Below are 12,064 nucleotides of genomic sequence, written 5' to 3' on the forward strand. Positions count from 1 at the left end.
TCTTTTAGCTACTTTTAGATTGCCACCATTTATTTGATCAATAGCTGTTGAAAAAAAATTATGGAAAACAGTGTGAACCTCGTTCAAATTAGGATTTTGACTTTTATAAAACAAATAAGGATCTACATAAAGATTTAGATCTTCTTTTAAGTTTGGAATTAAAAAATCAACTTCTGGTTGATGAAAAGTTAATTTGAATGCTTCGTTTAAGAGCACAATAAAAACCTCCATTCCCTTCCATTTTTATATTATCATTTTTTGTCAGAATATTGAACCATATGGGGATTCGCTTAAGTGGTGCATAATAAAAAGCAATCGAGTGGCGATTATTCCCGATTGTTTTAGAAAGGATAACCCCTGACAAAAGGAGTTATTGCATTCTCATATAGGGGTAGCTCAAATTTTTATTAAATTTCACAAGGTATGCCTGTACCATTTATATTTAGGATTTTTCTTTGTGGTCGTTTTAGGGAGTGAATAATTTATTGCCTTAATCCATTAGGTTGCCCTATTAAAATAGAGGTATTCTAATTCTTAATATAAGGTTTGTGATATAATGAGGAAACAATAGAGGACGTTCAAGGGTGGAAGGGCTCAACCCCATTTTGGTTTTACCGAAAGGGGGTGATGCCTGTGACAGTTTCGGAAGCACTACAACTTATGATTAGCTTTAGCGTCTTGATAGTTGCGATCCTGTCTTTCCAAAATAAAAAGTAAAACCACCCTTGAATAGCTCGCCAGCTTAAGGTGGTTTTACTCCTGCGTTGAGCCTTTTCCTTTTGGAAATACTCTGTTGTGTATATGAGGCCATTAGGTGTTAGCTGCACCAATGGCTTCTTTTTTTTAGTATATGCAATATCTATTATTAAGATACCATAATTCTAGCACTTTGTCATACCATTAGTATAGCTAAAAACTGTCTAGCAAATATTAAAAAATAAATGAACAAAAAACTGGCGTCCTTAGCATTTTGTTTTTTGTCCAATTTCTGTATTTAACTTTTGCTCTTATTCTAGGTTCTAAGTATACAAACGTTTGTGTTTCTTTCTTTATAAGATTTTGAGATACACTATAAAACGCTCTTCTATCATTCGGAGTCATACCAAATTCTAAAAAGCCAACATTTTGCAAACGGCCATTTTTTTCAATAGCACAACCCCAGCCTAATCCACCCTTTTTATAACCTGTTATAATAATATCTTCATACTTCCAGTTAATTATTTTAAGCCATTCGTTTGATCTACGTCCTTCATAACAACTTAATGTTTTCTTGGCCACTATTCCTTCAAGATCCATATCCTTTGCTGCTTCAAATAACTGCTCTCCATGTTCTTTAATATGACGTATTTTACTTATATATCTGGAGTCTTTTAAAACAGAATGAAGTATTTCTTTTCTTTCATTTAATGGGGAATTTCGAAGATCTTTGCCAGCATAGTGTAAAATATCGAATACAACATAACTGATAATGAATCGCTTCATTTTCTCAGGTTTTTGAGTCATGAATCGTTCCATACAGAGTTCAAAATCTACCTGTTTCGTTATAGGATCGTAGCATATGATCTCACCATCAAGAATGATATCTTCTTTCACTGGTATGTCATACAACTCGGGATATTTATTTGTGACATCATTTTTGTGTCTCGTGAAAATTTTTACTTTATCGTTTATTTTACTTAATATAATTCGTATTCCATCCATTTTGGGTTCGAATATCCAATCAGGAGAAGTAAATGGATCGCTTTTGTGTAATAGCATTGGTTGTATAAACATTATAATCACCAGTAACTATTTTACATGAACAGTCTCAAACCTTATAGCATCTAGCATGTGGAACATTAAGGAAATAAAAAACCTACCTGGTAGTTCAATTTGAATGGGTTACGTCTCCTTTAATATTGCTTCTATGTTCTATAATAATAGCTCTCTTTTAATGATTACTTCTATATGTTAAAACCACCCTTGAATAGCTCGGCAGCTTAGAGGGTGGTTTTAGCCTGTGTTGAGCTTTTCCTAATGAAAAATACTCATTTCTTAACGCTATTAGACTTTTCTAACCTCTAATAGCCCTTTTATTATATGCTGTTATCAGCATTTATAAAATCCAAAAAAGATATTTTTCACCTTAATAAATAAGGTCAAACGAATTTAATTGGCTTTAATAAACTATATATAGCAGAATCTATTTGGACATCTAGAGAATCTGGATGATGCAAGTAAAAACGATAATTTCGATCGCCCATGTAAAGCCAAAACTTTAATGCTTCCCCACCATAAGTAACCGTATGAGCAATATCTCTAATGTTCTTAAAAGTGTGATAAACATTTTTGTTATTATGCTCTATTACTATATATAGGCTATCTAGGTTTAATCTGAAATAGACTAACTTACAACGCTTTTCATAACACCCTGACTTATCAAAATCAGGATCAATATCAATTGATTTACCCAAGTTTTTGAAAAGGTATTTATAAAGTTGCTCTACTTCTTTTCTTTTGCCCTCTTCCGTTTCAATACTAAATCTAGATTGTAGCGAAATCATATAATTCCTATTGTCTATAACATACAAAAAATCAGGGACATTTTGCTTAACATCAGTTGCTTTAATTGGTAAGGATAGGTCTCCATTATTCATTTTATTTTGAAAATACGCATCTTTTAGCATATTTTTCTTTTCATATTCATCTATCAAGAAAATATTCCCGATTCCTTCTGTAAAAGCAGTATAAACTTGATTTTCTTCATTATAATCAGTGATCTCTGTTAATAGATTTTTTTTGTTATTATCTTCTTCAACAACAGAAAAACTATAGATATTGTTAATTCCATAATCTAGTTGGAAATCTTTTACTGATTTAATAGCTATTTTTTCAGCAACCGAATGGTTAGATACTTGTTGATCTACTAATTTTCTATAATCGTGGTACTTTGGATACAACTTAAAAAGCACGCTTTCTAAAACCACTATTACTATCCCCTTTTATTTTATTTTTTCATCTATACTATGTATCGGAAAATCAAGGTGAACGTTAACAAAACCACCCCTATAAATCGGGTGGTTTACTTAATTCAATAATTATCTGCTAAATAATCGTTTCCAAAAACCAGCCTTACTCTCTTTTTCTTGTTCTTTCTTCTCGATGGTTTGTGTAAACTGTTTTACCAGTTCGTCTTGACGTTTTTGAATTACTTCTTCATCGATTCTTTTTATAAGATCGTCTTGATTAAAGGAGGACGCTGGTTCAGCTAGCATAGTTTTTAGTTCTGTCATTTGTTCTCTTAATTGCTTAATTTCTTGTGCTTGAACAAGCAACATTTCATCTTGCTTTTTTATGTGAATTTCTTGTGCCTTCATTTGTTGGCCAAGTTCCTGAAAAAAAGCTATCATTTGCTCCTTACCGATCGCTTTTTCAAGCATCATCACCATTTTATCTTCTTCTTTTCTCTCCAGAACATTTTCTAAAGCATTATTCTTCTCAATTTCTAATAACGCAGCCTTTAAGGAACCAGTTCGCGAGACTACTTCAGCTACCTCTAAAATTCTATCAAAATCTTTTCGAAAAAATTTCCTTCCGTCTGTATCATGAACACAAAATGATAATAACCCAGCACTTTCCCACCTTTGTAGCTTTTGCCGATCAAGTCCAAGTTCTTGAGCAACCAGTCCAACACTTAAGAGTTCATCTTCATTCATAACACGACCTCCTGATGTATCATTCAAGGTGTATTACGTAATACATCTTGAGCATGATATATATTACGAATTAATCACTAGTATACGATACAGATATTAAAATTCCTTTAAATTATATATATAAAATGTGTATTATTACTATTTATACATGCGTAATACACTAAAATCTAGTGATTATCAATTAGTTAAAATGAACTAACGTAGTACATTACTCCATTTTATAAACTTACCTTTAAATTAAAAGCTATATAAAGGCGTGCTTTTGTTAACAACATAATATAATGTTAACAAATTATATAATAACCTTTAAATAATTCTATAAACCATGTTGATTTGTGTATTTATAACTATTAAAATTGTTAACAAATTACTTTAAATCTATTCCTACTTGTGTTAATATGTTAACAAACAGCAAATATAATTTGAGGAGAGATTTAAATGAATGTTAAACGCATGAACACTGACTTTGGAAATTCTATTAACATGAATCTTATTGATGGTTATTATTTTGAAATCCCTACAAATGTCGTGGAACTAAGCAAAGAGAAAGCTGAGGGTTACTTCGTAACTTCGATTGACTCACCACAAGAATTACTCAAAAACCTCCTGGTTTCTTGCACTATTGATAATGAAGAGAGATATTTTTTAGTCGGAGAAGTTGCTGAGGATCAAATTCTTGGAAACAATCATATTCGAAAATTACATAATAAAGCTGAATCGCATATCCCATATGTTTTATTTCTTGCTTCAAATGCTTATTACTACACTATAAAAAACGAAAAAGAAGAAGATAATAAAATTGAAATTGATTACTTTTCTACAATGCTTCCTATATGGCTTCTATTTAAACTAAATAAGTTTAGTGAAATGCAACAAAAAATGGCTCAAAGATTTTTAGGAACTCATTCTGTAAAGGTTCATACACCAGGTTTTGAAAAGGAAATCTCAATTGAAGTAAATGAGAGTAAATGCAGAACAGAGAGTGAAGTAGCTAGATGGGCAATTAAGAAAACGTTCGAACTTGAAGATAATTCAGATGCAGAACAGTTTAAGAATCATGATGTGGTCATGGTAGATTTAGGCGGAGGTTCAGGGGATCTATGTTTATTACCAGCTGGTTTAAACGCCCCAAGAAGTCGTGAATCAATGGCATTCATAGCAGATATCCCATTTTTAGGTCACATAGAAAAACTAAGAACTGAAAAATTAATTGAACATTTTGATGATGTTAGAGAACTTGAAAACTTTATTGTAAAAAATATCGGCAAGACTAAGATGGAACGAAGGGACGGAAATAGTGGAAAATCTATTGATCTTGCTACTCCAATTAAAGCAGCTTTAAAAGATTGGACATCGATAGTCCTTTCTAAAATAGAAGATGCTTTTCCTTCTCCAAAAGACAAAACTTATAAATATTGCTATTTTGGTGGTGTTGCACCGGTAGTTCAAGAAGCTATAGAAGAAATTATCAAAGAAAAATACGGTTCTGACATTTTGGAATCTAATCATATTTTCTTGCCAGAAGCTCGAAAACTTAACTTGTATGGACTAGAAATTTTAAGTCGTGCAGACACATTAGTTAAGCCTTAATGGAGTGATTATATTGAAACGAAAAGCTACATTTGCTATAAGAACAGACCATATGTCTGATCGTGTATATAACTGTTTTGAAACCAAGTCCAGAAATAGAGAACTCAAAGACTATTTAATAAGCTTAGTCGAAAGAGACCTTAACGGAACCTTACCAGATCAATCATTGGCAGGTAGTATCTCCGAAATGAAAAGAGAAATGCACGAGCATTTTAAAGACTTAGCAAAAAAGATAGAAAATATTAATGTGTCATCATCGCAAAATTTTAGCAAAGAGTATCAATCAGAAAATGAAGTTATAGAAGGACAAGTCATTACAACTGAAGATATAAAAGGTACCATAGATGAAACTTATGATTTAGACTTTTAAAAGCCTTTTCAATATTTTAAAGACCGGACCTTTTTAGGAACGGTCTTTTATTTTACTTTGAATATTTTGATACCTGGTTTCTTTTTAGCAGCTTTAACAAAATCTTTTAATTGTTTTTTAGTTAATCCTAATGAAGCCGACACATTAGATTTGGGCATATAATAAAACCTCCAAAATTTAAATTGTTCGTATTTTCATTATTAACTGAATTTTTTAGTTTTATACGTTCTATCCTCTAACCTTTCTCCATATAAATGACTATCTAACAAAATAACAAAATGACGCTGACATATTTAATGAAGAGAGAGAATTTTACAGTGGGGGAGAGAGGTATATGAACTTTATTAATCCATCTTATGGGAAGAAGCAAGAAGGCGCAGCTAAACTTCCAGAAAGAAAAAACGTTCGGAAATTGAATAAAGACAAGCCTCGAAAAAAAAGATGTGATGCTAAGTTTGATATTCGTGTTTACGTCACTGAAGAAGAAAAAAGGCTAATAAAATATTTAGCTTATAAGGCTAATATGCCTGTAACTCCATTTTGTACTTTGTTGTTGAAAAAAGCTTTAACAAGGAATTTTGATTACCCAGAAGTTGAATATAAAACCTCAGGAAAGCCAGTAGAAATTAAATTAGAAAAAGAGTTTAACGACATATTAATGAATCACACTATTGATTGGGACTGTAGTAAAAGGAAGGCTTCACATAGGATTTTAACTTTCATATTGAAATTAGAGGGCGGTACTCTATTATGAGGGCATACAGCCAATTAAACATTATAGGAGAAGAATTAGATCGCATTGAAGGAGCATATAATGATTCTTTTCTCTCGAAGTTTATTGATCGGATAATAGGAATCGATAACAAAGTCTTTCTATCTATTAGTATGCCTTCCGTGATAGTGATCCGGTCTAAAACACTGTGTTATGACATCACTAAAGATATTAAAATGAAGTTTACACAAGCACATCTACTGTCAGCGTTATATGAAGATTTTTTACTATATCTTAGGAAGAGCAACAATAATCTTCATGAAATATATAATTGGCTAATTGTTCGTGATACATCTTCCGTTAAGATTAATGATTATTCGTTTAATAATGAGGTGGATAGAAAGGGTGAATGTGTAGATCGTTGCCTAATAAAAATTGGTATGGATCGAGAGGATGCATTAAGAGGAGAGAATTTTTTATTAGATTTGGAGGATTTTTATCCTGGCCATCATTTCACCTTAGAATTAATATTAGAAATCATATTTACAGATTTTATTAATGAGTATAAACAGGGTAATGTAAAGTGTATAGCCCAAAAACTAATAAAATTTACAGAAAGTAAAAGGCAATAAGTTTTTTAAAATATTTACATCTCAATCACCTTAATATAGGTGGTTTTTTTATTATATTTATGAAAAAATTACAAATATAGGATCTTTAAGTGCATTTTAGCCTAGATTTAGGGGGAAAGGAAGTAAACATGACAATCATTATGAACGCCAAAGAAAGAGATAGAATTCTAAATGCACTAAACGATGTTCAAGTCGACTTTCTGCAGCTGCACCTTAAAAGAGGAAAGAAGACAGTCTTTGCTAATTACATGGCACGGGATAAAGGATTAGTATTTCCTGAAGATGTACCTAGTGAAGAAATTGAAATACTACTTGATGAGTGGATTCTTGAGGATTATATAGATAACGGTTTTGTTAATCCTGAAACCCCTTGTGAATGCGGTAGACCACTTAGATATCAATATATCGTTAAACATAAGGGAACAGGAACTGTTCGAAGGTTTGGTATTACGCATTTTGAAGAGCATACCGGTATTCCTCCAAACCTTATCAAATTAATTATTAACGGTTTTAACTTTATTGATTATGAACCGGATGAACTGCTATATAAGATAGACACTGGATGGCAGATTCAGAATGAACTTCCGTTTATCACTGAAGATTACATATTTCCTTCAGAAATGCAACTGCATGTGAACGCCAATGTTCCACTGCTTAATAGGCAAGTTAAAAGGTTGAAACTTGCTTATTTAGCTACACTTGAAGAGGAACAATTACTTAGAAGGGAAATAGAAGTAGAGGTTCGATCAAAACAGAATGATGGTGTTGGTGAGGAACTGGATACTTGGCAAGAAACTTTTTTTGAGAACCAGGAACTACCTGCCATAGACATTGGCCACAAAGATTTTGTTATAGCTGAATATAGGGATGTAATAATGAAGTTTCTGGATCAGGGAATTAGTAGCACCAGGGTACTATGTGAGCTATTAATTAAAGAGCACGGGGCATCTAGAGAGAGGTACAGCACTAGTAAACCAAAAATTTACCCATCTGTATGTATGCACTTAGAAACTTTAGTAAAGCAAGGTAATCTTGGTCTACTTCACACAAAAAATACTGAAGACCTCTACTCCAATTAAAGTTTAAAATGTTAAAAAGGAGCTCAAGACGTATGGTTTCTCGAAAAAAGCAATTGCGTAAGAAGCAGTGGGAAGAACTTGATCTCGCGAAATTTAAACTTTTACCCTCAGCTAAACCACCTTTTTTTCATGGTAGCACTGTAAGGAAAGCAGCCCAATATTTTTGGAATAAGAAACTTCGTCCAGCAGTGTTAGAACAACAAGAGAATAAGTGTTCCATCTGTGGTTGGGTACCCGGTAAAGAAGAAGACATAAAACGCCTTCATTTACATGAGTTGGAGAATTACGACTTTCAAAATAAAGTATGCCAGTTAATAGAAATAAAACTCATTTGTAGAGATTGTCACTCGCTTCAACATATTGGTCGAACAAAATCAGTGCTTAGTAAGGAACAATGGGAAAACCTAATGGAACATTTCATTAAAGTGAATGGCTGCTCCCCAGACATTGACTTTGATTTAGTATTAGCAAAATCCATAAAAAGTGAGGGGCATTTTGAAGCCCAACGTAAAATGACTTTTGAAATGACACTAGAAGAAAGAATGAAACTTGCAAAAAAAACGGTTCGTTTCACTATTAACCCTGAAATTCCTCTTGCTGAAGAATTAAAAATGCACTTAATGAAACGAGAATTATTGTATGCTGGTAGCGATATGAAAGAGGATAAAGAAAATGACTAATATCAAAGTCATTCGAGAAGAAGGATATTATTGTAACTACTGTATGGAGGAAGTCGGGAAAGGTATCGATCGCGTTGCTGCTGTCTATGATTGGCAAAACCCCAATAAGTTGGTTGGTTATTATTGTCCCTATCATTGGCAACAAGTTTATGCTTTTGAAAAAAAACAAAAACAGGCCTATGAAAGAATGTCCGATAGATATAAAAACAATTGATAAGAGATTTAGATATAAAGAACCCAGGATCTCCTCATAGGAAAATTCTAGGTTCTTTAGCTTTGATACGCTAATCATTTCATTATTAAACTATATATTGGATATGATATAAACACTTTTTTTTGTTCCTCAGATAATTTATTAAAATTAATTTCAAATTCTATTTTACTGCCTAAGAGAATAAAAAAAGCACATAAAATTTCATTACTATGGTGACTTTGATTTTTCTGATTAATGATTTCCTCTTTTTCCTCCCAAGTAAATTCTCTCTGTCTTTTTATAGCCTGCATTTTATTTAGGAAGTTGAGAAGATCATTATTTTCCAGCTGGGTTAAATAATTATAAACATTTAGTACTAAATCTAATATCTCTTCTCTATGATTATTTTTATCAAAGTACATTAACACATTTAGCAAAAAATTATTTGTCAATTGAACTGAGTAATCATTATTATAATCAACTTGTGTTAAAGATGACTCAATTACCTTTATATTCAAATTATCCAAACTAAATAACTCAGCTGCTTCAAACATGATATAAGGGCTATGCATAGCTTTTTGAATATTATCTTTTGAGGTCACCATAATATTAAAATTTTTATTAATTGCATCTAGATCAAATAAATTAAAGACTAACCACTCTTCGTTCACTTTTAACGAGACTAAAGTTATTTTTAAATCACCAATAATAAATTTAAGAAAGCAGTTATCTACTGCTAATTTAAGTCTGGAATAATTTTTATGTATAATAGCGTCTCTTAAAATTTCTATTTTTTGTATATCCTCTTTGCCTAACAGTTTAAAATCACATTCAAAGGACACCTTTAATCTGTTAAAGGTTTCTAAGATTTCTTCTAGATAGATTACATAGTTTTCAATACGCTTTATACCATTTCCAATTCCATCAACGCTTTCAATTGGAATTTCGTAATGGTTAATGCTGATTTTCTTTTCACTACATATTTCCTGCATAAACCGACAGTCTTTAATTCTATCTTGGAGGCTACCTTGCTCATTAAATTGAATTTCAACTTGGTTCTGATCATCAATAAATTTAGGTAACCTTAATACGAAACTTTTACCGAACTCCAAAGTAATTTTCCCTTTTTCTATTACTCTAACAACCTCATCATAAATCACTTTCTCATTTAGACCAATATAAATATCAGTTTCTTCAGCAATTTTCTCAAAGTCTAGTTTGTATAATGGGATATCTAAATTAAGTCTGTTAATTCGTCCATACATATACGTTCCATACTCAAAAATATTATCTCTGAGTGTATTCTTACTTGGGAAAATTACTTTTGTCGTGTAAGAATCAAAATCTGTTGCTTTTATAGTATCGATTAATGATATCCCCTGTTTTCTACTGTGATATATAAAATTTCTCGATAGAAACTCCAGTGCTCTTTCAGTAGAAGGCAACTTTTTGAATTTCTTTGTTATAGTTTTTTTAGACTTGTTCCCTTCCATCTCATTTAGTATTTGTTTGATATCAATAGGTAACAACGATAGATAAAAAATTTGAGTATTTTCAGAATCAATTAATTCAATTACAAAATAAAAAATCCCACCATTCCTATAATAGTTATTCAGATCGGATTTATTAATAGGATACTTTGTCACTTCATCACTTATTTTTTTTACAGTTTTTCCTTTGATCTGCACAGGGACTTTACCAAACAGCGTATCCTTCTTTTGATTTTTATTATTATATAGCCAAATTTCACCGTCCCATGACGGAGTTTTGTCATTTACGGGGATCTCATCAGAAAGAAAGTCGTTTTTTAAAATTTCATTTCTTACAACTGCAACTGCAATCTCTTCTATTCTTTTACTATTCATAATCGCTCTACATCCTTCTATAAAAGTCCTTTAATACATTATTAAACAATTATTATTTATAGTCGACTATCGCAAATGTCGCTTTTTGTACCAAATCATTTTATAGGTAAAAAGTATCTTTAAACTGTTATTTCAATACAATTATAAAAAAATTATAAATAGTCTGATAAATTTGTAGAAATATGTTATTATATGTAAAAGGAGGTGATTTTAGTATGAAAAGAAAAATATTGGCATTTTTGACCGCTTTGACAATTGGAAGTTCTTTTTCACCTTTAGGAGCGAGTGCAGCAACTGGACCGGGGGGGATTTCAGAACTTACATATCTCTCTAGTAATAGAATGCTAGACTGGAATGTAAAACCCGCAACAACATGGCCATATCACTTTAGGGGATTAATCTCATATTCTGCAGGCTATTCGGGTTCTACTTCGATTTCAGGTACTGGATTTGGATGGGAAGGGGATGTAATCAATGCCCCTGGACCAAATAACGTGTATATTTATGCTACTCTTTCTGGAACTGCCTACGCAATAGATGGCGACGCATTTCGTGTCTTACCAGGTGTAGGTACATCATATACAAAAAGATAATTTCATTTCAACTCTGAGTTTACATAAAAAAAGGCTTACTTATAGTAAGCCTTTTCTATTATTAAAAATGGTGGGATCAAATTGAAAAAAATTATGATACTTATAGTTCTTATTATTGTAATATTGTTGTCTATTTATTATGTAAAGTCTCAGACAAATAAAGATTATCAGGCTATATATTTTACTGATTCAAAATCACCTCAAATCGAAAATTTAAAAACTTTAAAAGATGCTAAAATATTAGTAGTAAACGATTTTAATAAATTAAAGAAGATAAAAATTGACAATAATTCGGGTATTATTATAGATAAAAGTACAATGCAAGGTAATATGAAAGAATTAAATGAATGGTTAAAAAAACAAGTAGAGATACCGATTATTGTTGTTGGATATGGAAACCCTACATATGCATTTTTTAAGAAATTTATTTTTACTGATGAAAATAAGATTCCAGATTTCTCAGATGAAAAGTTTAAAGAGTTTTCTAAACAAAAAGGATTTTCTTTTGCATACATAGCAAAGTCTGGCGAAATATACGGAAAAGGGTTTAAGGGTAAAATAGATATTAATAATATCTCTGAAATAATTGCAAAAGCAAAAAAAGGAGAAAAAGAAGTTCAGGCTATTGTTAATAATAATAATTAATATGAAGGAG

Annotated in this window: 15 protein-coding genes; 10 read left to right on the plus strand and 5 right to left on the minus strand. The window is 31.4% G+C overall.

Annotated features, from left to right (window positions below; translation table 11 throughout):
- A partial coding sequence (locus tag IHV10_RS20000) for a hypothetical protein (protein WP_197133718.1) occupies positions 1 to 216 on the minus strand: 216 nt, incomplete at its 3' end.
- Positions 217 to 627: 411 nt separating this feature from the next.
- Here IHV10_RS20000 and IHV10_RS23150 point away from each other — a divergent pair.
- On the plus strand, positions 628 to 717 hold the full coding sequence (locus tag IHV10_RS23150; protein ID WP_370629683.1) for a putative holin-like toxin: 90 nt from the start codon (positions 628 to 630) through the stop codon (positions 715 to 717).
- Between the two features lie 213 nt (positions 718 to 930).
- Here IHV10_RS23150 and IHV10_RS20005 read toward each other — a convergent pair whose 3' ends face one another.
- From IHV10_RS20005 to IHV10_RS20015, 3 genes are all read right to left on the minus strand, one after another.
- A complete protein-coding gene (locus IHV10_RS20005) occupies positions 931 to 1,773 on the minus strand; it encodes an ATP-dependent DNA ligase (RefSeq protein ID WP_197133721.1) in 843 nt (280 codons plus the stop codon).
- A 365-nt stretch (positions 1,774 to 2,138) separates the two neighbouring features.
- Complete coding sequence (locus IHV10_RS20010) at positions 2,139 to 2,966, minus strand: hypothetical protein (RefSeq protein WP_197133723.1); 828 nt, start codon at positions 2,964 to 2,966, stop codon at positions 2,139 to 2,141.
- A 111-nt stretch (positions 2,967 to 3,077) separates the two neighbouring features.
- Positions 3,078 to 3,695, minus strand: coding sequence for a hypothetical protein (locus tag IHV10_RS20015; RefSeq protein WP_197133726.1), 618 nt, complete (start codon positions 3,693 to 3,695; stop codon positions 3,078 to 3,080).
- 438 nt (positions 3,696 to 4,133) lie between these two features.
- On the opposite strand from IHV10_RS20015, the gene IHV10_RS20020 reads away from it, so the two are divergent.
- From IHV10_RS20020 to IHV10_RS20050, 7 genes are all read left to right on the plus strand, one after another.
- Positions 4,134 to 5,285, plus strand: coding sequence for a ParM/StbA family protein (locus tag IHV10_RS20020; RefSeq protein ID WP_197133729.1), 1,152 nt, complete (start codon positions 4,134 to 4,136; stop codon positions 5,283 to 5,285).
- Between the two features lie 13 nt (positions 5,286 to 5,298).
- Positions 5,299 to 5,655: a hypothetical protein gene (locus IHV10_RS20025; RefSeq protein ID WP_197133731.1), complete on the plus strand. Its 357-nt coding sequence runs from the start codon at positions 5,299 to 5,301 to the stop codon at positions 5,653 to 5,655.
- 334 nt (positions 5,656 to 5,989) lie between these two features.
- A complete protein-coding gene (locus tag IHV10_RS20030; RefSeq protein ID WP_197133734.1) occupies positions 5,990 to 6,409 on the plus strand; it encodes a hypothetical protein in 420 nt (139 codons plus the stop codon).
- Positions 6,406 to 6,999 carry a hypothetical protein gene (locus IHV10_RS20035; RefSeq protein ID WP_197133737.1) on the plus strand — a complete coding sequence of 198 codons (594 nt, stop codon included), beginning with the start codon at positions 6,406 to 6,408 and terminating at the stop codon, positions 6,997 to 6,999. The genes IHV10_RS20030 and IHV10_RS20035 overlap by 4 nt, the downstream gene beginning before the upstream one ends.
- Positions 7,000 to 7,127: 128 nt before the next feature.
- Positions 7,128 to 8,078, plus strand: a complete 951-nt coding sequence (locus IHV10_RS20040; RefSeq protein WP_197133740.1) for a DUF3895 domain-containing protein — start codon at positions 7,128 to 7,130, stop codon at positions 8,076 to 8,078.
- A gap of 32 nt (positions 8,079 to 8,110) precedes the next feature.
- Positions 8,111 to 8,758: a hypothetical protein gene (locus IHV10_RS20045; protein ID WP_197133743.1), complete on the plus strand. Its 648-nt coding sequence runs from the start codon at positions 8,111 to 8,113 to the stop codon at positions 8,756 to 8,758.
- On the plus strand, positions 8,751 to 8,972 hold the full coding sequence (locus IHV10_RS20050) for a hypothetical protein (RefSeq protein ID WP_197133746.1): 222 nt from the start codon (positions 8,751 to 8,753) through the stop codon (positions 8,970 to 8,972). Before IHV10_RS20045 ends, IHV10_RS20050 begins: the two co-directional genes overlap by 8 nt.
- Before the next feature lie 74 nt (positions 8,973 to 9,046).
- Here IHV10_RS20050 and IHV10_RS20055 read toward each other — a convergent pair whose 3' ends face one another.
- Positions 9,047 to 10,816 (minus strand): hypothetical protein, encoded by a 1,770-nt coding sequence (locus tag IHV10_RS20055; RefSeq protein WP_197133749.1) that lies wholly within the window; start codon positions 10,814 to 10,816, stop codon positions 9,047 to 9,049.
- A 215-nt stretch (positions 10,817 to 11,031) separates the two neighbouring features.
- Between IHV10_RS20055 and IHV10_RS20060 the strand changes: the two genes are divergently transcribed.
- Positions 11,032 to 11,409, plus strand: coding sequence for a hypothetical protein (locus IHV10_RS20060; RefSeq protein WP_197133751.1), 378 nt, complete (start codon positions 11,032 to 11,034; stop codon positions 11,407 to 11,409).
- A gap of 81 nt (positions 11,410 to 11,490) precedes the next feature.
- Complete coding sequence (locus IHV10_RS20065) at positions 11,491 to 12,054, plus strand: hypothetical protein (RefSeq protein WP_197133754.1); 564 nt, start codon at positions 11,491 to 11,493, stop codon at positions 12,052 to 12,054.
- Positions 12,055 to 12,064: the final 10 nt, after the last annotated feature.

This window comes from Fictibacillus sp. 5RED26, assembly GCF_015903895.1.
In the GTDB taxonomy this organism is placed as follows: Bacteria; Bacillota; Bacilli; order Bacillales; family Fictibacillaceae; genus Fictibacillus; species Fictibacillus phosphorivorans.